Origin of the sequence: Aeromonas sp. FL131 (genome assembly GCF_049860615.1) — a bacterium.
Taxonomy (GTDB): domain Bacteria; phylum Pseudomonadota; class Gammaproteobacteria; order Enterobacterales; family Aeromonadaceae; genus Aeromonas; species Aeromonas hydrophila.
The window spans coordinates 4,241,411-4,263,346 of record NZ_CP187595.1 but is presented as its reverse complement, the minus strand read 5'-3'; the positions used below and the strand labels follow the sequence as shown (position 1 = coordinate 4,263,346).

The 21,936-nt window shown below is 63.2% G+C and carries 26 protein-coding genes; 17 read left to right on the top strand and 9 right to left on the bottom strand.

Going from position 1 to position 21,936, the window contains the following annotated elements; all coding sequences use genetic code 11:
* Positions 1–92 precede the first annotated feature (92 nt).
* The 6 genes from radC (at position 93) to ACPW75_RS19815 (ending at position 3,771) form a co-directional block, all read left to right on the top strand.
* Positions 93–767, top strand: a complete 675-nt coding sequence (gene radC, locus ACPW75_RS19840; RefSeq protein ID WP_011704181.1) for a RadC family protein — start codon at positions 93–95, stop codon at positions 765–767.
* A 136-nt stretch (positions 768–903) separates the two neighbouring features.
* Complete coding sequence (gene rpmB, locus ACPW75_RS19835; RefSeq protein ID WP_005307492.1) at positions 904–1,140, top strand: 50S ribosomal protein L28; 237 nt, start codon at positions 904–906, stop codon at positions 1,138–1,140.
* 11 nt (positions 1,141–1,151) lie between these two features.
* Positions 1,152–1,319: a 50S ribosomal protein L33 gene (gene rpmG / locus ACPW75_RS19830; protein WP_005307500.1), complete on the top strand. Its 168-nt coding sequence runs from the start codon at positions 1,152–1,154 to the stop codon at positions 1,317–1,319.
* 93 nt (positions 1,320–1,412) lie between these two features.
* Entirely contained in the window at positions 1,413–1,868 is a 456-nt protein-coding gene (locus ACPW75_RS19825) for a hypothetical protein (RefSeq protein WP_043126411.1), read from the top strand.
* A gap of 30 nt (positions 1,869–1,898) precedes the next feature.
* Positions 1,899–2,711 carry a bifunctional DNA-formamidopyrimidine glycosylase/DNA-(apurinic or apyrimidinic site) lyase gene (gene mutM, locus ACPW75_RS19820; protein ID WP_077097053.1) on the top strand — a complete coding sequence of 271 codons (813 nt, stop codon included), beginning with the start codon at positions 1,899–1,901 and terminating at the stop codon, positions 2,709–2,711.
* Positions 2,712–2,889: 178 nt separating this feature from the next.
* Positions 2,890–3,771: a VirK/YbjX family protein gene (locus ACPW75_RS19815; protein ID WP_045790919.1), complete on the top strand. Its 882-nt coding sequence runs from the start codon at positions 2,890–2,892 to the stop codon at positions 3,769–3,771.
* 54 nt (positions 3,772–3,825) lie between these two features.
* Here the strand turns inward: ACPW75_RS19815 and coaD are convergent, their stop codons facing one another.
* Positions 3,826–4,308 (bottom strand): pantetheine-phosphate adenylyltransferase, encoded by a 483-nt coding sequence (gene coaD, locus ACPW75_RS19810; RefSeq protein ID WP_077097051.1) that lies wholly within the window; start codon positions 4,306–4,308, stop codon positions 3,826–3,828.
* Between the two features lie 223 nt (positions 4,309–4,531).
* Here coaD and ACPW75_RS19805 point away from each other — a divergent pair, with 223 nt between their 5' ends.
* Positions 4,532–5,575: a glycosyltransferase family 9 protein gene (locus ACPW75_RS19805; RefSeq protein ID WP_045528605.1), complete on the top strand. Its 1,044-nt coding sequence runs from the start codon at positions 4,532–4,534 to the stop codon at positions 5,573–5,575.
* A gap of 70 nt (positions 5,576–5,645) precedes the next feature.
* On the opposite strand, the gene ACPW75_RS19800 is transcribed toward ACPW75_RS19805, so the two are convergent.
* Entirely contained in the window at positions 5,646–6,434 is a 789-nt protein-coding gene (locus ACPW75_RS19800) for a glycosyltransferase family 2 protein (protein ID WP_016349009.1), read from the bottom strand.
* 241 nt (positions 6,435–6,675) lie between these two features.
* Here ACPW75_RS19800 and waaF point away from each other — a divergent pair, with 241 nt between their 5' ends.
* A complete protein-coding gene (gene waaF, locus ACPW75_RS19795) occupies positions 6,676–7,791 on the top strand; it encodes a lipopolysaccharide heptosyltransferase II (protein ID WP_077097049.1) in 1,116 nt (371 codons plus the stop codon).
* 1 nt (position 7,792) lies between these two features.
* Positions 7,793–9,058 (top strand): lipid IV(A) 3-deoxy-D-manno-octulosonic acid transferase, encoded by a 1,266-nt coding sequence (gene waaA / locus ACPW75_RS19790; protein WP_077097047.1) that lies wholly within the window; start codon positions 7,793–7,795, stop codon positions 9,056–9,058.
* Between the two features lie 70 nt (positions 9,059–9,128).
* On the opposite strand, the gene ACPW75_RS19785 is transcribed toward waaA, so the two are convergent.
* From ACPW75_RS19785 to ACPW75_RS19775, 3 genes are read right to left on the bottom strand one after another with little or no spacing between them, the layout of a single operon-like run.
* Positions 9,129–10,385 (bottom strand): PTS ascorbate transporter subunit IIC, encoded by a 1,257-nt coding sequence (locus ACPW75_RS19785; RefSeq protein ID WP_011704190.1) that lies wholly within the window; start codon positions 10,383–10,385, stop codon positions 9,129–9,131.
* Between the two features lie 60 nt (positions 10,386–10,445).
* Complete coding sequence (locus ACPW75_RS19780) at positions 10,446–10,733, bottom strand: PTS sugar transporter subunit IIB (protein WP_026142047.1); 288 nt, start codon at positions 10,731–10,733, stop codon at positions 10,446–10,448.
* A 32-nt stretch (positions 10,734–10,765) separates the two neighbouring features.
* Complete coding sequence (locus ACPW75_RS19775) at positions 10,766–11,209, bottom strand: PTS sugar transporter subunit IIA (RefSeq protein ID WP_005307534.1); 444 nt, start codon at positions 11,207–11,209, stop codon at positions 10,766–10,768.
* 252 nt (positions 11,210–11,461) lie between these two features.
* Between ACPW75_RS19775 and ACPW75_RS19770 the strand changes: the two genes are divergently transcribed.
* The 4 genes from ACPW75_RS19770 to ACPW75_RS19755 all read left to right on the top strand — a co-directional run bounded on the left by ACPW75_RS19770 (position 11,462) and on the right by ACPW75_RS19755 (position 14,162).
* Positions 11,462–12,484, top strand: a complete 1,023-nt coding sequence (locus tag ACPW75_RS19770) for a LacI family DNA-binding transcriptional regulator (protein WP_024946139.1) — start codon at positions 11,462–11,464, stop codon at positions 12,482–12,484.
* Positions 12,485–12,513: 29 nt separating this feature from the next.
* The gene (locus ACPW75_RS19765; protein ID WP_077097043.1) at positions 12,514–13,494 is read left to right on the top strand and encodes an MDR family oxidoreductase; all 981 of its coding nucleotides are present in this window, start codon (positions 12,514–12,516) and stop codon (positions 13,492–13,494) included.
* Between the two features lie 74 nt (positions 13,495–13,568).
* On the top strand, positions 13,569–13,691 hold the full coding sequence (locus ACPW75_RS19760) for a hypothetical protein (RefSeq protein ID WP_016349017.1): 123 nt from the start codon (positions 13,569–13,571) through the stop codon (positions 13,689–13,691).
* Positions 13,692–13,820: 129 nt separating this feature from the next.
* On the top strand, positions 13,821–14,162 hold the full coding sequence (locus ACPW75_RS19755; RefSeq protein WP_011704195.1) for a DUF2799 domain-containing protein: 342 nt from the start codon (positions 13,821–13,823) through the stop codon (positions 14,160–14,162).
* 13 nt (positions 14,163–14,175) lie between these two features.
* Here ACPW75_RS19755 and ACPW75_RS19750 read toward each other — a convergent pair whose 3' ends face one another.
* Positions 14,176–14,346, bottom strand: coding sequence for a hypothetical protein (locus ACPW75_RS19750; RefSeq protein WP_005307551.1), 171 nt, complete (start codon positions 14,344–14,346; stop codon positions 14,176–14,178).
* A 105-nt stretch (positions 14,347–14,451) separates the two neighbouring features.
* Positions 14,452–14,886 carry a flagellar basal body-associated FliL family protein gene (locus ACPW75_RS19745; protein ID WP_011704197.1) on the bottom strand — a complete coding sequence of 145 codons (435 nt, stop codon included), beginning with the start codon at positions 14,884–14,886 and terminating at the stop codon, positions 14,452–14,454.
* Between the two features lie 145 nt (positions 14,887–15,031).
* Between ACPW75_RS19745 and ACPW75_RS19740 the strand changes: the two genes are divergently transcribed.
* Together ACPW75_RS19740 and ubiA are read left to right on the top strand one after the other, a co-directional pair.
* Positions 15,032–15,568 carry a chorismate--pyruvate lyase family protein gene (locus tag ACPW75_RS19740; protein ID WP_077097041.1) on the top strand — a complete coding sequence of 179 codons (537 nt, stop codon included), beginning with the start codon at positions 15,032–15,034 and terminating at the stop codon, positions 15,566–15,568.
* Complete coding sequence (ubiA, locus tag ACPW75_RS19735) at positions 15,565–16,428, top strand: 4-hydroxybenzoate octaprenyltransferase (protein ID WP_011704199.1); 864 nt, start codon at positions 15,565–15,567, stop codon at positions 16,426–16,428. Before ACPW75_RS19740 ends, ubiA begins: the two co-directional genes overlap by 4 nt.
* A 45-nt stretch (positions 16,429–16,473) precedes the next feature.
* On the opposite strand, the gene ACPW75_RS19730 is transcribed toward ubiA, so the two are convergent.
* Both ACPW75_RS19730 and plsB read right to left on the bottom strand, forming a co-directional pair.
* Entirely contained in the window at positions 16,474–17,811 is a 1,338-nt protein-coding gene (locus ACPW75_RS19730) for an IS4-like element ISAeme15 family transposase (protein ID WP_024945976.1), read from the bottom strand.
* Between the two features lie 123 nt (positions 17,812–17,934).
* Positions 17,935–20,358: a glycerol-3-phosphate 1-O-acyltransferase PlsB gene (plsB, locus tag ACPW75_RS19725; protein WP_077097039.1), complete on the bottom strand. Its 2,424-nt coding sequence runs from the start codon at positions 20,356–20,358 to the stop codon at positions 17,935–17,937.
* 204 nt (positions 20,359–20,562) lie between these two features.
* On the opposite strand from plsB, the gene lexA reads away from it, so the two are divergent.
* The gene (lexA, locus tag ACPW75_RS19720) at positions 20,563–21,186 is read left to right on the top strand and encodes a transcriptional repressor LexA (RefSeq protein WP_077097037.1); all 624 of its coding nucleotides are present in this window, start codon (positions 20,563–20,565) and stop codon (positions 21,184–21,186) included.
* A gap of 439 nt (positions 21,187–21,625) precedes the next feature.
* On the top strand, positions 21,626–21,913 hold the full coding sequence (locus ACPW75_RS19715; protein ID WP_011704202.1) for a hypothetical protein: 288 nt from the start codon (positions 21,626–21,628) through the stop codon (positions 21,911–21,913).
* Positions 21,914–21,936: the final 23 nt, after the last annotated feature.

The following is a 21,936-nucleotide window of genomic DNA, read 5'->3' as shown; positions in this document are numbered from 1 at the left end:
GGACGACGACAGAGGCTGACATGGGGGACTTGTGGTCGGGCTCCCGCGATTTTTTGCTATGTTTTCTCTCAATAGGCATGAGGGAGAGACAAATGAGCATCAAGGAGTGGCCGGAAGATGAACGCCCGCGCGAGAAGCTGTTGCGTCAGGGGCCTGGCGGTTTGTCCGACGCCGAGCTGCTGGCGATCTTCCTGCGCACCGGGGTCAGCGGTCTGAGTGCGGTCGATCTCTCCCGCCATCTGTTGCAGCAATTTGGTTCGTTGCGGGCGTTGCTTGGCGCTGAACAGCGGGCTTTTTGCGCGGCGCACGGCCTTGGACCGGCCAAATATGCCCAGCTGCAGGCGGTGCTGGAGATGGGCAAGCGCCATCTGGCCGAGCAGTTGCAAAGGGGCGATCCGCTCACCTCGCCCCAGTTGACCCGGGACTATCTGCAGGCTCAGCTGCGGGATCGACCGCGGGAGGTGTTTGCCCTGCTGCTGCTCGACAACCAGCATCGAGTGATTCAATTCGTTGAACTTTTTTACGGCACCCTCGACTCGGCGAGCGTCTGGCCCAGAGAAATCGTGCAGATCGCACTCAAACATAATGCAGCCGCCGTGATTCTGGCGCATAATCACCCGTCCGGCGTCGCCGAGCCCAGTCGGGCCGACCGCCAGATCACGGATCGGATCACGGCCGCCTTGGCCCTGATCGATATCAGAGTGCTGGATCACTTGGTGATCGGTGACGGCATCACGGTTTCTTTCGCCGAGCGCGGTTGGTTATGACTGTGCTCTGGCGCCGTATTAGTTGATCTTTGATCACGGATGCTGTATAAAATGCCGCCTTCTGTTTGCCCCGCAATCGAAGGCCAGCGGGGCAGATATTTGCTCGAGCAATGAAGTAAGATTTGGAGAGACTGACATGTCTAGAGTATGCCAAGTAACCGGCAAGCGCCCGGCAGTTGGTAACAACCGTTCGCACGCTAACAACGCTACCAAGCGTCGTTTCCTGCCGAACCTGCACACTCACCGTTTTTGGGTTGAGAGTGAAAAACGCTTCGTAAGCCTGCGCGTATCCGCAAAAGGCATGCGTATCATCGACAAGCGTGGCGTTGAAGTGGTTCTGGCTGAACTGCGCGCCAGCGGTGTTAAGGTATAAGGAATTAGATCATGGCTAAAGGTATTCGCGAGAAAATTCGCCTGAACTCCAGCGCCGGTACTGGTCACTTCTATACCACTACCAAGAACAAGCGCACCATGCCCGAAAAAATGGAGATCAAAAAGTTTGATCCCGTTGTTCGTCAGCATGTGATCTACAAGGAAGGCAAAATCAAGTAATTACTTGATGCTGCATTCCCAAAAACCCGGCCTAGTGCCGGGTTTTTTTATGGCCGAAATTCAGTACACTGCCGGTTCTAAGGGAGGCTTGCCATGTTCAAACTGAGCCGCAAAGGCTGGAACAACGTGATCATCGTGGTAGTGCTGATCGTGATCACCCTGTTGCACCGGCTGGAGCTGGCCCAGCAGGAGAACAGCGCCAAGCGGGCGCGTCCGCTGCTGCCTGACAGCGCCGTGGTGCTCACCTGGCAGGGGCCGAGCTGGCAGATCGAACGGATCGGGCAGGGCTGGCGCAGCGGGCCGGATCTGGGGCTCAGCAGTGCCCAGCTGGCGGCGCACATCGAGGCCTGGCAGGGCTGGTTGCTGCCGCCCGGCGAATCCGTGCGCGGCAACCCGGTTACCCTCAAGATCTGGGTCGCCGGCCAGAGCGATCCCATCGAGGTGGGCCTCTATCAGGACAGCGGCAAGTTTGCCGCCCTGCTGCCCCCCTCGACTTGGCTCAGCCTGAGCCAGGAGCAGTACCGCAGCCTGCTGCGTCCCGCTCCCTAACCCCTTTTTCAGCGTCAGCACGAGGATCCCATGCCTGAATTACCGGAAGTCGAAGTCAGCCGTCAGGGCATCTCGCCCTGGCTTACCGGCATCAAGGTCACCCGAGTGGTGGTGCGGGACGGCCGTCTGCGCTGGCCGGTGCCGGGGGAAATCCAGGAGCTGGTGGATCTCACCATCCACCGGGTCAGCCGCCGCGCCAAGTACCTGCTGCTTGAGACCGACTTCGGCACCGCCATCCTCCATCTGGGCATGTCGGGCAGCCTGCGGGTGCTGAACATCGGCACCCCGGCCGAGAAGCACGATCACGTGGATATCGAGCTGGCCAACGGCAAGCTGCTGCGGCTCAACGATCCGCGCCGTTTCGGCGCCCTACTGTGGACCCGCGAGCCGGCCGAGGCGCACGCGCTGCTGGCCAAGCTGGGGCCGGAGCCGCTCACCGACGCGTTCAACGCCGATTACCTGCGTGAGCGCGCCAAGGGGCGCAGCACCGCCATCAAGACCTTCCTGATGGACAACCAGGTGGTGGTCGGGGTGGGCAACATCTACGCCAACGAGGCGCTCTACGCCGCCGGCATTCATCCCAAGCGCGCGGCGGGTAACATCAGCGCCGAGCGGCTGGGCACCCTAGTGGCCGAGATCAAGCGGGTGCTGGCCGAAGCCATCCGGCAGGGCGGTACCACCCTCAAGGATTTCACCAGCGCAGACGGCAAACCGGGCTATTTCGTGCAGCAGTTGCAGGTGTACGGGCGGGGCGGCCAGCCCTGCTTCCACTGCCACACCCTGCTCAGTGAAATCCGGCTGGGGCAGCGTACCACCGTGTTCTGTTCCCACTGCCAGCGCTGAATCGCGGTTTTTTTGGCCTGACATGGCCAAGTTGTAAGAGAGTATTTCCAGTCTGTTGAAGATTTGCTCGCCTGTCACTACTATCTCGACCGTTCAGGCGGTTTGAGAAAATAAAATGACAGCTAAATCAATAGACTGGGACCATTTGTCCCGGCAGGGGCACTATTGTGCCCAAAAAATGGCGCGCTTCCTCTATCCCGACGACAGCGCCCGCAAAACCTTCAATCGCGCCAAGTTCGTGCTGCGCAGCCTGCTCTATCGGCAGCAGCTGAGCCGGGTGTTCGAGCTGTTTCAGGCCGAACCGCTAAAGGCCCTGCCTGCCCACTATCCCGAGCTGCTCGACAAGCCGATGCGGCCCTATCGCTTTGCCGGCTCCACCGCGACCGAGCGGGCCGAGATGCTGGAAAACCACTATCGGCTGATGCTGGCCCGCTACCCGGATCTGATCGACCCGCTCTATCTGGGGGATGGCATCGAACTCGGCCGTTATCCCGAGAGCGGCTGCCGCATCGTGCTGCGCCACGACGGCACCTTCCGCCGCGAGGCGGAGCTCGCCCTCTCCATCGTCGACCCGCAGGGCAAGCGGCTCTATAGTTGCGCCTTCTCGCTGGCTGGTACCCCCAACCGGCTGGCAGTGGTGATCGGTTCGGTACAGGGCCCGGAGCCCTGCATCGAGCAGGCACAGGACAAGGTGCGTGCGCTGACCAAGGAGGGCCACGGTCTGCGGCCCAAGTCGCTGGTGGTGATGCTGGTGATGCAGCTGGCCGAGGCGATGCAGGCCGAGCACATCTCGGCGGTGCGGATGAAGGCCCACATTTATCAGGCCCGCCGTTACAGCAAGAAGAAGAAAGCCTGTCTGCAGGCGGACTATGACGAGCTGTGGCAGGAGTTTGGCGCCATCGATCTGGATGACAACTTCGTGCGGCTGCAGCCCGCTCAGCGCAAGCCGCTGGAGGAGATCGCCTCCAAGAAGCGGGCCATGTACCGGCGCCGTTACGAGTGGCTCGATCAGCTGACCCTGGCGAGTCAGCAACTGCTGGGCCCGCGTCTGGCGGGCTGAGCCGCGCAGACCCCCAGCAGCAAACAGGCTACCCTCGGGTAGCCTGTTTCGTTGTTACTTGGTCTGTTTGGCTTTGATGGCGGCGGCCACGACGGGGTCGACGAACTGGCGGATGTCACCGCCGTGCAGGGCCACCTCCTTCACCAGGGTGGAGGAGATGAAAGAGTTCTCCTCGGCCGGGGTGAGGAACACGCTCTCCAACTCCGGCATCAGGCGGCGGTTCATGTTGGCCAGCTGGAATTCGTACTCGAAGTCGGAGACGGCGCGCAGACCGCGGATCAGCACGTTGGCCTGCTGCTCCCTGGCGAAATCCACCAAGAGGCCTGAGAAGCCGACCACCTTGACGTTGGGCAGATGGGCGGTCACCTGGCGGGCCAGCTGCACCCGCTCGTCCAGATCGAACAGCGGCCGCTTGCTCGGGCTGTTGGCCACCCCGACCACCACTTCATCAAACAGTTTGGCGGCCCGGCCGATGAGGTCGGAGTGGCCGTTGGTGACGGGATCGAAGGTGCCGGGATAGATTACCTTGTTGGTCATGCTGCTGATTCCTGCAACCGGGAAATTTGGTCGCATTATAGGGTCTGTTGGGGGATTGGCGCGACCGCCTTGGGGCGAGTTTTGGCGCCCCGATGCCGGCTTTGCCGATCCAAATCGGGGTCACCGGGTCTCTTCGCTTGAGAATAGCGATACATCAGGCAAGAATACCCGCACCGCGCATCAAGCCTCCTTGCATTGGTGACAGGGAGCAAAGGGATTTTTTATGAAACGTATTCTGGTAGTCCGCAATGACAAGATTGGTGACTTCATGCTGGCCTGGCCGAGCTTTGCCATGCTCAAGCGCTCCATGGAGTGTCATGTGACTGCCCTGGTTCCTGCCTACACGGCGCCGTTGGCCCGCCTCTGCCCCTGGATTGACGAGATCATCCTGGATCCGGGCTCACGGGCCGACAAGGAACAGCAACGCGCCTTGCAGGCGCGCATCAAGGCTGCCGCCTTTGATGCCTCCATCTGCCTCTTCTCCAACTCCCGCAACGCCATGCTGGTGTGGAAGGCGCACATTCCCTACCGGTTGGCACCGGCCACCAAGCTGGCCCAGGTACTCTACAACCAACGCCTGATCCAGCGCCGCTCCCGCTCCCAGAAGCCGGAGTACGAATACAACCTGGATCTGGTGCGCCGTTTCCTCGCCGACCAGCAGGTGAGCGCGGTGGAGCCGCAGGGCCCCTACCTCAGCTTCGATGCGAAGAGCCTGCAACAGGTGCGCGAGCAGGTCGCCGCCCGCCTGCGGCTCGATGCCGGCCGCCCCTGGCTGATGGTGCATGCCGGCAGCGGCGGCTCGGCCAACAACCTCTCCATCGAGCAGTACGCCCGCCTCATCATCAAGCTCAACCAGGCCTGTCCCGAGTTGCAGTGCATCCTGACCGCGGGGCCGGGGGAGGAGAAGATCGCCGAACAGCTGGCGGCCGAGCTGCTGGCCCACGGCGGCAACGGCTGGATCTACCGCTCCGACGAGGGGCTGCCCAAGTTCTGCCAGGTGATGGCCAACGCCGCCCTGTTCGTGGCGGGCAGCACCGGGCCGCTGCACATCGCCGCGGCGCTGGATGTGCCCACCATCGGCTTCTTCCCGGCCCACCGCTCGGCGACGCCGCTGCGCTGGCGTCCGCTCAACAGCGAGGGGCGCCATCTGGCGTTCAGCCCGCCGGAAGACAGCGATCACCCGGAAGACATGAGCCAGCTCGATCCCAAGACCATGGCGGCGGCGATCGCCCGCTGGGCGCCGCCGTTCTGGCGCACTGAACACTGATACCAGATGATGCAAATGCAGACAGGGCCCTTGAAGGGCCCTGTCTCGTATGAGGGGGAGTGCTGGCGGCTTACTTGTCCGCCTGATCCGGCGCTTGCGGCTGCTGGCGGATCCAGAGGTCGGCGTACTTCACGAAAGTGGAGTGGGCCGACAGGATGGCCAGCAAGAGCCCCTGCTTGCCATCGAGGAAGCCGGCCTTGAGCAGGTACATCTTGAGGAAGCAGCCCAGCGCGTGTACCAGCCCCTGGCCGAGGGAGCCCTTCTTGCCGCGGGCGGTGCGCTGATCGGCCCAGGCGCGGGCATAGCCGGCCGATTTGACCAGGTAGTGCTCCAGATCCCGATAGGTGAAGTGGAGCAGGTCGCCGTGCAGGTTGACGATCTTCATGTTGGCGCGCACTTCCACCTTCTCGTGCACCAGCACCTCGTTGTAGCTGGTGAGCGCCTTGGGATAGAGGCGCAGCACCCGGTCCGGATACCAGCCGCTGTGGCGGATGAAGCGGCCGAATACCCAGGAGAGGCGCGGGATCGAGTAGATGGTGTCGCTGGCCGGGTTGGTCATGACGGCGGCGATGGCTGCTTTCAGCTCGGGGGTGAGCCGCTCGTCCGCATCCAGCCACAGTACCCAGTCGGATTGCACGTGGGACTGGGCGAGGCGGCGTTGGCGGCCGAAGCCCGGCCACACCGGATTGACGAAGAAGCGGGCGCCGAATTCGGCGGCGATGGCCGGGGTCTCGTCCTGGCTGCCGGAGTCCATGATGACGATCTCGTCGACCAGTCCGTCGAGGGAGGCGAGGCAGGGGCGCAGGTTTTCGGCTTCATTCTTGACGATAAGGACAGCCGCCAGAGTCGGTTTGTTCACGGATTAAAGGCTCTTGTTGGCGCCCGGCTGGCGGGCCATGCTCAAATTGGCGCCCATTCTAGCCTAAAACGGCAGGCGGAGCATGGTTCCGGCTGCCGGGGCTGCGTCAGTTTCAAATGGGATGCTTTTTGGCATGAGAGCGGGTGGTGCGGGGATCTTCTGTTATTTCTCGGGCCATTCTTGGGGCATAATCTCGGCCAGCAACGATTAACCGCAGGGCTTGGCCCAAGAGACGCGCGAGATGAAGATATTGGTGATCGGCCCCTCCTGGGTCGGCGACATGGTGATGTCCCAGAGCCTCTACAAGGCGATCAAGGCCAATCACCCCGACAGCGAGCTGCACGTGATGGCGCCCGCCTGGTGTGGTGCCCTGCTGGAGCGGATGCCGGAGGTGGACAAAGCCATCCCGATGCCGCTTGGCCACGGCGACTTCAAGCTGGGGGCCCGCCGCCGGCTCGGCAAGCAGCTGGCGGCCGAGAAGTACGATCAGGCCATCATCCAGCCCAACTCCATGAAGTCGGCGCTGATCCCCTGGTTTGCCCGCATCCCGGTGCGCACCGGCTGGAAGGGGGAGCACCGTTTTGGTCTGCTCAACGACATGCGCAGCAACAAGTCCGCCTTTCCGCTGATGGTGGAGGCCTACCTGGCGCTGGCCTATCCCAAGGCGCAGATGAAGAGCCGGGCCGACATCCCGACCATTCCCCAGCCAGCCCTCAACGTCGATCTCATCAACCAGGAGAAGGCGCTGGAGCGGCTCGGACTGGATCGCGCCCGCCCGGTGTTGGTGCTCTGCCCGGGGGCCGAGTTCGGCCCGGCCAAGCGCTGGCCGGAGGGCCACTACGCCGTGGTGGCGCAAAAGCACCTCGACGAGGGCTGGCAGGTGTGGATCTTTGGTTCCGGCAAGGACGCGGCGGTGGCCAACACCATCCGTGACCGGATCAACCCGCTGTCGCGCCCCAACTGCCACGTGCTGGCGGGCAAGACCAATCTGTACGAGGCGATCGACCTGATGGCGCTGGCCGGGCGGGTGATCGCCAACGACTCCGGCCTGATGCACGTCGCCGCCGCCCTCAACCGGCCGCTGATCGGGGTCTATGGCTCCACTTCGCCGCTCTATACCCCGCCGCTGGCGGACCGGGTCGAGATCGTCCACACCGACATCGAGTGCCGCCCCTGCTTCAAGCGCACCTGCAAGTTCGGCCACCTCAAGTGCCTGATCGAGCTGATGCCGGAGCAGGTCATCGAGGCTGGCCGCCGGCTGGAGTGCAGCGAGACGCCGGCCCCGCCGCTGGCGCTGCCGCCCGGCGAACCGCCCCGTTTTGTCGCCGAGCCGGGCAAACGCGGGGAGCCGCACTAGCATGGGCTATCGGCTGCTCTACAACCTGCTGATCCACCTGGGCTTGCCGTTGGCATTGCTGGCGCTCTACAAGCCGAAGAAGGGCAAGCCCGGCTTTGGCAAGCGCTGGGGCGAGCACCTGGGGCGGACGCCCGCCACCGGGCAGGAGGCGCCGCTCTGGATCCATGCGGTGAGCGTGGGGGAGACGCTGGCCATCAGCCCCTTCATCCGCGTCCTCAAGGCCGAGCGGCCCGATCTGCCGATCCTGCTCACCACCACCACCCGCACCGGCGCCGAGCAGGCCGCCAAACTGGGGGAGCTGGTGGTGCACCGCTACGCGCCGCTCGACTACCCCTGGGCGGTGGCGGCGTTTCTCAATGCCGTCAAACCGCGCGCGCTCTGGGTGATGGAAACCGAACTGTGGCCGAACTGGCTGGCCGCCTGCGAGGCGCGCCACCTGCCGGTAACCATCATCAATGCCCGCCTCTCGGAGCGATCCTGCCAGCGCTATGCCCGTTTTCAGGGGGCGTTCGATGCCCTCAGCCGGCCGCTGACCCACCTGCTCTGCCAGCACCAGGACGACGCGGATCGCTTCCATCGGCTGGGGTTGGGGCGTGAGCGGCTGGCGGTGACCGGCTCCATCAAGTTCGACATCCAGCTCGATGAGCAGGTACAGACCAAAGGTCGTGCCCTGCGCCAGCTGCTGGGGGCGGAGCGGCCGGTCTGGATCGCTGCCAGCACCCATCAGGGGGAAGACGAGCAGGTGCTGGCCGCCTTCGATCGGGTGCTTGCGGCGCAGCCGTCGGCCCTGCTGATCCTGGTGCCGCGCCACCCCGAGCGGTTCGAGCGGGTGGCGGCGCTGTGCGCCCCCTACGGCTGCGTGCGGCGCACGGCGGGCAGTGTGGTGGGCGAGCGCGACAAGGTTTACCTCGGCGATACCATGGGCGAGCTGCCGCTGATGCTGGCGGCGGCCGACGTGGCCTTCGTCGGCGGCAGCCTGGTCAAGGTGGGCGGTCACAACCTGCTGGAGCCGGCGGCGCTCGGAAAACCCTGCCTGAGCGGCCCCGCCTACTTCAACTTCAGCGACATCACCCGCCAGCTGGTGGCCCAGGGTGGCGCCGCCGTGGTGGCCGATGCCGCCGAGCTGGGGGAGCAGGTGAGCGCGCTGCTGGCCGACGAGAGCCGGCGCCGGGAGATGGGGGAGCAGGCCCGCGCCGTGGTGCTGCGCAACCAGGGGGCGCTGGCGCGCACCTTGTCTCACTGCCTCGCCAGCCTGGAGAACGACTGAAGCCGGGCAGGCGGACATAAAAAAACGGAGCGCATGGCGCTCCGTTTTTGTTTGTCGTACAGGCTGAGGGCTAGCGCACGATCAGGCCAAGCAGGATCCCCACCACGCCGAAGTCGGCATCGCTGAAGGTGGTGTTGGCAAAGCCGAGATCCCCCAGTACTGGCAGCAGGAACACCGGCAGGAAGGTGATCAGCAGGCCATTGGCGAAGGCCCCCAGCAGGGCGCCACGACGGCCGCCGGTGGCATTGCCGAACACCCCGGCCGCCGCGCCGACGAAGAAGTGCGGCACCACCCCCGGAATGATGACGGTGAGCCCCAACAGGTAGAGCAGCACCATGCCCACCAGGCCGGCGGCAAAGCTCGACAGGAAGCCGATCAGCACCGCATTGGGGGCGTAGGGGAAGACGATGGGGCAGTCCAGCGCCGGCTTGGCGTTGGGCACCAGCTTGTCGGAGATCCCCTTGAAGGCCGGCACGATTTCGGCGATGACCATCCGCACCCCCTGCAGGATCACGTAGACCCCGGCGGCGAAGGTGATGGACTGCATCAGGGAGAACATGAACCAGTGCTTGCCCTTGGCGACGCTGGCGACGAACTCGGGCCCGGCGAAGGCGGAGGTGATGAGGAAGATGATGCCCATGGTGAAGGAGATGGCCACCGGGGTATCGCGCAGGAACAGCAGGCTCTTGGGCACCTGCACCTCTTCGCTGCTGTGGGCCTTGTTGCCGAACTTGGCGCCGATCCAGCCGGCCAGCACGTAGGAGCAGGTGGAGAAGTGGCCGAGTGCCACGTCATCGGAGCCGGTGATCTGCTTCATGTAGGGGTGGGCGAGGGCCGGGAACAGCACCATGGTCACGCCGACCACCAGGCTGCCTACCGCGATGAGCGGGATGCCGCTCATGCCGCCGGCGGAGAGGATGGCCGCCACCATCATCGACATGAACAGGGTGTGGTGACCGGTCAGGAAGATGAATTTCCACGGGGTGAGCCGGGCGATCAGGATATTCACCAGCATGGCGAAGAACATGATCATCGCCATCTCCTTGCCGAACGACTGCTGGGCGATGGAGACGATGGCCTCGTTGTTGGGCACCACCCCCTTGATGCCGAAGGCGTGCTGGAAGATGGTGGCGAAGTCGCCGAGGGAGTTCACCACCAGGGTGGCGCCGGCCCCCAGGATGACGAAGCCCATGATGGTCTTGACCGTGCCCTTGATGCACTCGGTCACCGGTTTCTTCTGGGCGATCAGGCCGATGAGGGCGATCAGGCCAACCAGCACGGCCGGCTCCGACAGCACGTCAAACATCAGAAAATTGAAAAATTCCATGGTCAGCTCCAAGCAGATGGAAGCGGCGGCTCACCGGCCGCCCAGACAGTCGCAAAGGGGTTAGAGTGCGCCCAGCTCGCGCAGGGCGATGGCGAGTTTTTCTTTCATGGCGGCCTTGTCGACCATGTTGTCCAGCGATACCAGCCGGCCGTCGACGCCCATGCTGACCAGCTGTTCGGCGATGTCGCGGGTGGCGACAAAGATCTCGGCGCGCTCGCTGCCGGCAGAGGCGAGATCCCGGTGATCCACCTCGGCCGTCACAGCCAGCTCCTTGAGAATGCTCTTGATGCTCATCTCCATCATCAGGCTGGTGCCCAGGCCGTGTCCGCATACAACCAGAATCTTCATGTTCTCTTCCTCTGTCGGGCGCAGGGCGCCACTCAATAACGCGCCAGGATGCGCAAGATGTCGTCTTTGCTGGTGGCCGCCATGATGGCCGCCACGTCTTCTTCATTCATGAACAGCTCGGCCAGCTGGGCGATGGTCTCCACGTGGGAGTTGCTGTCGCTGGCGGCCAGGGTGACCAGCAGTCGGACCGGGTCGTTGCCCTCGGAGCCGAAGTTGACCCCCTCCTTCAGCACGGTCAGCGCCAGTCCCAGCCGGTTGACCCCGTCTTCCGGGCGGGCGTGGGGCATGGCCAGGCCCGGGCCCAGCACGTAGTAGGGGCCGAGCTCTTCGTGGGAGCGGTAGAGCGCCGCCACATAGGAGGGCTCTATGGTGCCGTTGGCCAGCAGGGGGGCGGTGGCCAGCTCGATGGCGTGACGCCAGTCGCGGGCGCCCGCTTCGATGGAAATGACCTCCTCGGTCAGCAATTGGGTCAGCATGGCAATGTCCGGGCTGGATAAGATGGCGCCAATCTAGCGATCTTGCCGGCGGATAACTGTGAGCCTGATCGCGAAAGTTAGCGCTACCAGATAGCGCTAACATCGATCTGTGATAGCGCTATCATTTCTCCCATAGAAGGGATTCATCTTGCCCCTTCTCTGGCTCAAAGGAGGTAAAATCCGGTTTGAGCAAATAGTCAGTGCCCCGCTTTTGCCTTAAAGTGAGCACCCGTATGCCGAGGAAGGGAAAGGATGTCAGAAGCGAAGAAACGCCGTAGCACGGGTCGGGTGACCCTCAACGATGTGGCCCAGCTGGCCGGCGTGGGGGCCATGACGGTGTCGCGCGCCCTGCGCACCCCCGAGCTGGTGTCCGACAAGATGCGCGAGCGCATCGAGGCGGCGGTGGACGAACTCGGCTATATCCCCAATCGGGCGGCGGGGGCGCTGGCGTCCGCCACCTCCCAGACCATAGTGGTGATCGTGCCCAGCCTGACCGAGTGTGGCTGCGGCGAGGTGATCGCCGGGCTGCAACAGACGCTGCGGGGCGAGGGTTACCAGATCATGCTGGGGGATGCCCAGCACCTCAAGCAGCAGGAAGAGAGCCTGCTGACCAGTTTTTTGCAGCACAATCCGGCGGCCGTGGTGCTGTTTGGCAGCGATCCCGGCGAGACCATCCGCCAGCGGCTGCAGGCGGCCCGCCTGCCGGTGGTGGAGGTGGGGGCCATGGCCCGCAGCCCCATCGACATGAACGTCGGGGTCTCCAACTTCGATGCCGGCTACCAGCTGACCCGCCACCTCATCGAGCGCGGCTACCGCAATATCGGTTTTCTCTGCGCCCGCCAGGAGCAGTGGATGCTGCAGCAACGCATGCAGGGCTGGCAGAAGGCGCTGCTGGACAACTACCTCTCCCCCGACGCCATCATCAACACCTCGGAGCGGCCCAGCTTCAGCACGGGGGCGGCCATGCTGGGGGAGTTCCTGCTGCGCTGGCCCGAACTGGATGCGCTGGTCTGCGTCAACGACGAGCTGGCGGCCGGGGTGCTGTTCGAATGCCAGCGTCGCCACCTGAACGTGCCGGGCAAACTCGCCATCGCCGGTTTCGACGATCTGGACGTGGCGCGGGCCTGCTATCCGGCACTCACCTCGGTCCGCATCCCCTATCAGCGGATGGGGCAGGAGGCCGCCGATCTCATCTTGCGTCAGCTGGCCGGTGAACCCGTCATGGGCTCGGCGCTGACCCTCGATTTCCAGCTGCAGAAGCGGCAAAGCAGCTGACCCCTTTCACACTCATCAAAGAGGCAACCATGTTCAAGGCTCTGTTACTGGAAAACCAAGACGGCAAGACGGTGCCGACCCTGACCCGGCTGGACGAGAGCCAGCTGCCGGCCGGCGAGGTGCGGGTGGTGGTGAGCTACAGCTCCCTCAACTACAAGGACGGGCTGGCCATCACCGGCAAGGGCAAGATAGTGCGCCAGTGGCCGCTGGTGCCCGGCATCGACTTCGCCGGCACCGTGCTGGAATCTGCCGACGACCGCTATCAGCCGGGCGACAAAGTAGTGCTGACCGGCTGGGGCGTGGGGGAAGGCCACTGGGGCGGCATGGCCGAACAGGCGCGGGTCAAGGCCGACTGGCTGGTGCCGCTGCCGGCCGGGCTGGATGAGCGCCAGGCCATGTGCATCGGCACCGCCGGTCTGACCGCCATGCTCTGCGTGCTGGCGCTGGAAGAGGCGGGAGTGACCCCGCAGAGCGGCGAGATCCTGGTGACCGGCGCCGCCGGTGGGGTGGGCTCCACCGCCGTCGCCTTGCTGGCCGCGCTGGGTTATCAGGTGGCGGCCCTGACCGGCCGTCCAGAGGAGCAGGGCGAGCTGCTGACGGCGCTTGGCGCCAGTCGCATCGTGCCGCGCAGCGAGCTGCTGGAGCCCGCCAAGCCGCTGGAGAAGCAGCTGTGGGCCGGGGCGGTCGATACCGTCGGCAGTCAGGTGCTGGCCAAGCTGCTGGCTCAGATGAACTACGGCGGCGCCGTGGCGGCATGCGGGCTGGCAGGTGGCTTCGATCTGCCCACCAGCGTGATGCCCTTCATCCTGCGCAACGTGCGGTTGCAGGGGGTCGATTCGGTGATGTGCCCGCTGGCGCGCCGCCAATTGGCGTGGCAGCGACTGGCGCGGGATCTGCCTGCCAGCTTCTTTGCGCAGGCGGTCACCGAGATCGGGCTGGAGCAGGTGGCGGAGGCCGCCGAAGCCATCACCCAAGGGCAAATCGCAGGTCGCACCCTGGTCAAACTTTGATCCAGCCCTGACTGGCGAGCCCCATTTTTCTGGATAGACTTTGAGTGCGGGTGCACTATCCAAGGAGAATGAGCATGGGTGGACACAAGCCGGATTACGATCTCGATGACGATTGGGAGCCGGAATCCTGGGAAGAAGAGCTGGATGAATGGGAAGACGAGAGCTGGCAGGATGATGACCCTCTCGACGACCAGTAATCCGCGTATTGAATACACAGGCGGGCCTCGGGCCCGCCTGTTTTTTTGGGCGGCTCACAGGAATGGGGAGAGGCGCTTGGAGGGGGCTGCGGCTCTGGCTAGAATGAACTGCCCAAACGACACTCAAGGATGATTATGCGACTCTCGGTGATAGTGTTTGCCGTTCTGCTCGGGGGCTGCGCCTCCCATTCGGACGATCCGTGCGAGAAGGTGTGGAGCGAGGTGGGGGAGGCCGATGGCAAGCTGGGCTTTACCGCCGAGCGGGTCGAGTTTCATCAGGCCCAGTGCGGCGAGAAGGTGGATGCCGAGCTGTGGAAACAGGGGCATCAGAAGGGCCTGGCCTGGTATTGCCGGCCGGAGCACCTCTATCTGGCGGGCCGTTCCGGTGGCGAGTATCGCGGGGTCTGCCCCAATGACGTCCAGGCGCGCCGGCTGTTCGAGCAGGGCCGCCAGGGCTGGACCGATCAATAGCCGGGCTGGCGGCTCAGGCTTCTTTCTCTTTCAACCGCAGCGGCTGACACAGATAGCTCTTGTCGTTGGCGCTGCGGGCACACTTGCCGCAGACGAACTTGGGTTTGCGCACGATTTTGCGCAGGGTCTTGAGATCGGCCGGGATCTCGCTGCGACGCCATTCACACAGGGTCTTGTTGCCCATCTCGACTACCTCGACAACTCGGTGGGCCCTAGTGTAATCAATTTTCATTTCTAAAACAGCGAGCGGGCCCGGATGATCTCGCGGCCCGCTCGTGGTGACGGGAGATTACTGATAGAGGAACTTGGTAAAGATCAGCTCGCGCACCGCCTTCTTGCCGGTTTCCTTCACCAGCAGCTCGTTGGCCCTAGTCTGGCACTCCTTGCGCAGGTCTTCGCGGCTGACCAGCGACTTGATCTGGTCGGCACTCTTGCTGCCCATCAGGCGGATGATGGCGTCACGAATGAGGGGGTCATGCTGCTCCAGCAGCTTGAGGTCGGCCTCGTTCTCGGCCATCAGCTCCACCGTCACCCGGACGTAGCCGAGGGTTTTGCCATCGCTCAGGTAGTTGGTGATGATGTCGGGATCCAGCAGGTGATAGAAGAAACCCGGCTTGGCGGCGGCAGCTTCCCCTTCTGCAGGGGCTTCCCCCCCTTCGGAGGCATAGGCCTGAAGTGCACCGCAGCTTAGTAACAACACCAGCAGAAATTTGAATAGCTTCATAGGGATGGCTCATCAGCAAGAGATACCCCATTTTTGATGCTGCCATCGGGGCCGTCAAGCACGGATGTTCTTACAATTCTCGATTGATTTACGGATAATAAACCGGATTTTAACCTGATAACGGAAATCTCCGGATGGTGAAGCTGTGAAGTCCGAGTTGACTGTTCCCCTTGCCCGGCTCGTGCCCTGGCAGACGCCCGCGCAGTGCGAGCCGCCCGAGGCCTTGCTGCCCTGGTTGCTGGAGGCCGATTCCATGACCCGGCGCCTGCGCCGCCACAATCGCCACTTCTCGGTACAACTGTTTGGCAATCGCAGCGTCGCCCTCGACGCCGACGAGCAGCAGCTGGTGGTCGCCGAGCACCCCATGGGGCTGTGCCGCGAGGTGATCCTGCACGGCGATCATGGGCCGGCCGTGCTGGGCTGGACCCTGTTTGCCGAAGCGGCCCTGCAAGAGAGCGGTCTGCGCGAGCTGGGTGAGCAACCCCTGGGCGAACGTATCTTCGGTGACGAGCCTGCCCGGCGCGATAACCTGCAACTGGCCTGTTTCGAGATTGCGAGCAATCCCTGGTGTCCGGCCGGCACCGTCTGGGGACGTCGTTCCCGTCTGTTTCTGGGGCAATGGCCACTGCTGGTCCATGAACTCTTCTTGCCCTCTCTGTCATGCAACAAGGAGCTGGAGTGAATCTGTTAACCAAGGAGCGGGGACTGGCCTACGTGCAGTTGGCCCGCATCGACAAGCCCATCGGTACCCTGCTGCTGCTGTGGCCGACCCTGTGGGCACTGTGGCTGGCGGCTGACGGCCTGCCGGATCTCTGGACCCTGCTGGTGTTCGTGGTGGGGGTGTTTCTGATGCGCTCCGCCGGTTGCGTCATCAACGACTATGCGGATCGCAACTTCGACGGTCACGTGAAGCGCACCGCCGGCCGGCCGCTGCCCATGGGCAAGGTCAAGCCGCGGGAGGTGCTGGCGCTGTTTGCGGTGCTGGCGCTCATCTCGTTCGCCCTGGTGCTGACCATGAACCCGCTCACCATCGGCCTGTCGTTCGCGGCCCTACTGCTGGCGGTCTGCTACCCCTTCATGAAGCGCTACATCCCGATCCCCCAGCTGGTGCTCGGCATGGCCTTCTCCTGGTCGATTCCCATGGCCTATGCTGCTCAGGCCAACGCCTTGCCGGCGGTGGCCTGGCTGGTGTTTCTCGCCAACCTGCTGTGGACCATCGCCTACGACACCCAGTACGCCATGGTGGACCGGGACGACGACCTCAAGCTCGGCCTCAAGTCGAGCGCCATCCTGTTCGGCCGCCACGACAAGCGGATCATCGGCGCGCTGCAGCTGCTGACCCTGCTGATCCTGCTGCTGGTGGGGCAGCTGAGCGAGCTGGGCTCCAGCTACTACTGGTCGCTCTTGGCGGCGGCGGCGCTGTTCGTCTATCAGCAGCGGCTGATCCGTGAGCGGCAGCGGGAGGCCTGCTTCCAGGCGTTTCTCAACAACAACTACGTGGGGGCGCTGATCTTTGCCGGGGTAGTGATCAACTACCTGTAAGCCCGCTCCTGTCATGAAAAAAGGCCGCATGTTGCGCAATGCTGTTCACTTAAGCGGAGCCGCATTGCGATTTACCGGAAAACGGGTCTTTGATATCTTCACCGCCCTGGGTCTCGATGGCCTGGGGCGTTTTTCTATGAACATGACGCCTATGCAGCCCCGCAACTCCGCCAACCTCCGTGGCGTATGGGCTGGCGATAACGCGCCCGCCATCACTGCCATCTGGTTCGCGATGAAATGACAGGCAAACTTAAAGCTCACCTCATTGGGCGCTCGCTGATGGGCTACGGCGGCCTGGCTGGCCTCCCGCCTGACCAGATTGTATCCAAGCAGCAATCCCCACAGCTCCTGATAGACCAAGTCCACTTTCTTGCTTCTCAGCGTGATGGCGTTGTGCTGCATCGCGCTTTTGATATCCCGGTATCCCAGCTCGATTTCCCAGCGCTCGTGGTACAGGGTCGCCACCTGAGCTGCGCTGAATCGCGCCACGGGCAGGGAGGTAAAGACCGTTTTCTCCTTGCCTGCCACCTCATAGGTCACTGCGCGAACTTGCCAGTGTGTCGGCAACGCCGGGTTTTTCTTGCGAGCCTGAGGCGAGACCGTCATTTGCAACAGACGGTCACCGTCGCCATAGCGCTCAAGTTCCGTGTATACCAGCCCCTTGCGTTCCGGGATGAGCCAGTGACGGTCGGTGTCTTCGGCCTGAATACGCAGCAACAGGTCGGCACCGAAGAAGCCTTTATCCAGCAGGGTCACTGACTTGTCCGGCAATGAGTGAATGAACTCGCTGGCCAGGGGGATTTCCCCTTTGCGGTACGGGCTGATGGCCGCGTTGGCAATGACATGCGAGCGGACATTCATGAGCGTGACCAACCGCAGCATCGGGTAGGGTGTCTGCCGGTTGGTTGAGGTGTTACCCGAGCCGAAATGTGCTCTGAGTTCAGGCATATCCTGGGTTCGGAACAGGGCCCCATCGATGGCAAAGACCTGTAAACCGTGCCAATGGTCTTCAGGATAACGTTCCCGCCCCCACACATCGGCGCACTGTTTGAACAGCCACTCGAGCGGCTGTTTGCCGAGTCGCTGACGGGCCTGAGACAGGGCACTGTCCGCGAGCAAGGCATCATTGGCCAACCCTTCTGCACAGATGTTGAGGCGCCGAGCGACCTCGGAGATAGGCTCATTGCGGAAAAAGGCCATCCCCACGACGAGCCACAAGACCATATCAGAAGGTAAGCGGCGTCGGCGGATAGTGGCCTTTTCAGACAAGGCGGCAGCGGCAGTAATCCATTCGTCGGGAATATGGTCGGCAAAAATGGCCAGCCGAGCCAGCATGTCGCCAGATGCCTCAACAACATCGTTCAGATCGTTTGCAATAGACATAAAAAAATCCGGAACCAGTGATTGGTTCCGGATTGTCCTACAGCAGAAGGATCGGTCAATGGATCCTTAACTGATCAGCATTGCGCATGTTGCGGCCTTTTTTATGGTGTCGTGCGAGCGGGGTCAGAGCCGGTTGCCAGCCTGGATGGTGCGGCGGATCTTGGTGCTCAGCAGCGGCACTATGTTGTCTGCCAGCGCCTGGAAGCGGCCCAGATCCGGCTTGCAGCCCGGGTCGAGGTAGCCTTCGCTGCGCAGGGTGTGGATCAGGGTGCTGAACAGCTTTTGGTCGAAGAACTCGGGGGCGTTGATGCCGTGCAGGGTGCCGAGGCGCTCTGCCATCATCAGGCCGTCCGCCTCCAGCTGCTCGGCCTCGATGCGGGGCTGGGCCAGCACCCGGGTCAGCACGATGGCGTAGCGTTGCAGGGTCTCCTGAATGCTCTCCGCCAGCAACAGCAGGCGGGTCTGGTTGACCGGATTGACCCAGAAGCCGCCGTCGCGGGCCTCGATCAGCTGCTGGCGCTGCAGTTCGGCCAGCAGGGCATCGACCAGCTCCGGCAACTCGTCCTCTTCGTAGCGCAGGAACAGCTCGGTCTTGAGCAGCGGGTAGATGTCGATGCAACGGGCAACGATTTCGCTGCGGGAGATCCCCTCGCAGCGCTCGATCAGGGCCGCTACCAGGGAGGGCATGGCGAATAGATGGAGGATGTTGTTGCGGTAGTAGGTCAGCAGGATCGCCTGATAGCGGTCCAGGCTGACGATCTGGCCCAGCTTGTCCTCGCTCACCTCGAACTTGTTGAGCTCCATCGCCTGATCCAGCAGGGTCTTGGCATCCTCGTCCGGGATGGTGCTGTGCGGGCTGTAGGGCACCTGCTTGAGCAGGTCCAGATAGGTGTTGAGCTGGGCTTGCAGTTCGTCGCGGGTCAGGGCATGGCGCTCGGCGGCCAGCAGCGCCAGCGCGCTCAGGGTCAGGCCGTTGACGGCGGCAGCCCCGTTGATGCGGGTCATCAGCAGCTCGGCCAGCTGGTTGACGGTGCCCGCCATCCACTCCGGACGCTCCTCTTCTCCGATGTGCTGTTTCCAGTCGGGTATATGCTCGCTCAGGTAGCTGTTGAGGGTCAGCGGTTCGCCGAAGTTGACGAAGCCCCGGCCGTAGTTGCGCAGCTTGCGCAGGATGCCGAGCACCTGCAGGAAGCTCTCCTTCTCCTTGCGGCTGCCCTTGAGCTCGTTGTGGTAGGTGTTCACCTCCATCACGTGCTCGTAGCCCAGATAGACGGGCACCAGGGTCACCGGTCTGTCCAGCCCGCGCATCATGGCCTGCAGGGTCATCGCCAGCATGCCGGTCTTGGGCGGCAGCAGGCGGCCGGTACGCGAACGCCCGCCCTCGGTGAAGAACTCCACCGAATAACCTTTGGCAAACAGCAGGTTGAGGTATTCCCGGAATACCGTGCTGTAGAGCGGGTTGCCCTTGAAGGTGCGGCGGATGAAGAAGGCGCCGCCGTGGCGGAAGATCGGGCCCGCCGGCCAGAAGTTGAGGTTGATGCCCGCCGCGATGTGGGGCGGCACCATACCCTGGTGGTAGATGACGTAGGAGAGCAGCAGATAGTCCATGTGGCTGCGATGGCAGGGCACATAGACGATCTCGTGTCCTTCCTGGGCCAGCTGGCGCACTTTCTCGGCGCCGTTGACCGAGAGGCCGCGGTAGAGCTTGTTCCACAGCCAGCCGAGGAAGCTTTCGCCGAGCCGGATCAGCCGGTAGGAGAAGTCGGAGGCGATCTCGTCCATGTAGCCGTGGGCCCGTTTCTGGGCTTTCTCCAGGCTGATCCCCTCGCGCTGGGCCTCTTCCTCGATGGCTTGCTGAATGACGTTCGAATCGAGCAGCTGTTTGAACAGCAGGTTGCGGTTGGGCAGCTTGGGGCCGGTGGCGGCCAGCTGCTGGCGGCTGAAGTGGGTACGGGCGACCCGAGCCAGCTTGTGGGCGATGGCCTCGTCGGTGCCGTGCTTGTCCGCCATGTGACGCAGGGAGAGCGGCGGGGAGAAGCGCACCAGGTTCTCGCGTCCCTTGAGGATCACGATGAGCGCCTTCTTGAGGCGGTTTGGTGCCAGGCTGCTGATGATGTTCCAGCCGGAGGCCTCCTCGCCTTCCCGGCCGGGGGCACGGCCCCAGAACAGGGTGACGGGGACCACCTGGATATCCAGCGCCGGATCCTGCTTGTGCAGATCCAGCAGCTGGTGGAACTCCTGCAGGAAGGGCAGCGGCTTGCTGCGCTTGCCGAACAGGGGAGGCGGACGGTCCAGACAGACATAACGGGGCAGCAACTGGCCGTTCAGCTCCAGCGGGGTGAAGGGGCCGGGCAGGCCGAGATCCTCGCAGCACTGTTGCAGGGTCATCAGGTCGGTGATCGAGCTGGTCTTCAGGGCGTAGACGATGGGTCTGGCCGGATCCAGCTTGAGCTCGGTGATGGGATTTTCCGGCAGGCTCTTGTGATTGACCAAGCCGCTGACCGGCCATTGCAAGATGGCTCTGGAAATGTTCTGTCCAAGGGACATGTGCGTCTGCTCTCCAAAAAAATGCGGCGTGAGCATAGCAAATCACCGACAGCTTGTCGCCGAGAGGTACGATGAGTCGGCTGCGCGGGATCAAATCTGCAGCAAATGAGAGCCGGGCCGCGACAAATGTCAGCTGCGCCTTGCCTTGGCCACTGCACTGTATATACTGCCAGTGTGCTGTATAAAAAGACAGGTGCCCATGCTATGAAACCCCTTACTCCCCGCCAGGCCGAAGTGCTGGAGTTGATCAAGGCGAACATGAACGAAACCGGCATGCCGCCGACTCGCGCCGAGATAGCCCAGAAGCTTGGTTTCAAGTCGGCTAATGCGGCCGAGGAACATCTGAAGGCCCTGGCCAAAAAGGGGGTCATCGAGATCATGCCGGGCACGTCCCGCGGCATCCGCCTGTTGCTCGAAGAGGAAGAGCAACTGGAAGAGAGCGGTCTGCCGCTGATCGGCAAGGTGGCCGCCGGCGAACCCATCCTGGCGCAGGAACATATCGAGAGCCACTACCAGGTGGATCCGGCCCTGTTTCACCCGCGGGCTGACTTCCTGCTGCGGGTACAGGGCATGAGCATGAAGAACATCGGCATTCTGGATGGCGATCTGCTGGCGGTTCACAAGACCCAGGAGGTGCGCAACGGCCAGGTAGTGGTGGCACGGCTCGACGAAGATGTCACCGTCAAGCGCTTCCAGCGCAAGGGCAGCCAGGTGTGGCTGCTGCCGGAGAACGAAGAGCTCTCCCCCATTGAGGTGGATCTCTCCTGTCAGCAGCTCATCATCGAGGGGCTGGCGGTCGGCGTCATTCGCAACGCCGACTGGATGTAATCCTTGCCATGAAATGGCCTCCTGCGGGAGGCCGTTTCGTTTCTGTACTCCTTTCCCCATGATTTCAATCAGATCCTGATACCCGCTACTTTTGTCTGCGGGCGGTGACCGCAGGCGATTCATTTCAGATATATCATTTGGTAAGGCGGACTCGTTGGCTTGAGCCGCCCCCGCTGCTCGCCATGACGCGCGTTATCCAGATCGCTGATAGCAGGAACCCGGAGGGCAGCAGGGAAAAACAACAGCCTCGTGCGGTGTGCAGGCCACATCTGGCAAAGAGGCGCTTGCGGGATAGAAGGGAGAGTGGTCAGCAGGGTGCCGGCAGTCGGCACCGCAGCGGCACACTCGCGCAGTCGACACGCGGCAGTCATCGATTCATTCACCCTGGTGGTGATGGGCGGTGCCGGTTGGCGTGACCTGTTGATCGAGGAGGACAGGTATGGCTTCAAGCTCGCCATGGGATCCGGGTCTGGCATCGCCCGTTTCTTCCATCACCCGTTTCATCAAGGGTAACCGGATGACCCGTTTCTATGCCCTCTGGGTACACCACAAGGGCGCCTGCTGGACCATCTGGCTGGGGTGCCCCAAGGACAAGATTGTCCGGCTGGTGCGCCTGTTTCACAGCCATCATGACGGCGGGCTGGCCGACGCTCCCTGGACCGCCCCCGTCATTCCGCTGCGGGCACAGTCCAGACGCCCGCATGAGCGGCGTCGACAACAGCCCTGAGCGTCACTGCTTCTTGTGCAGCC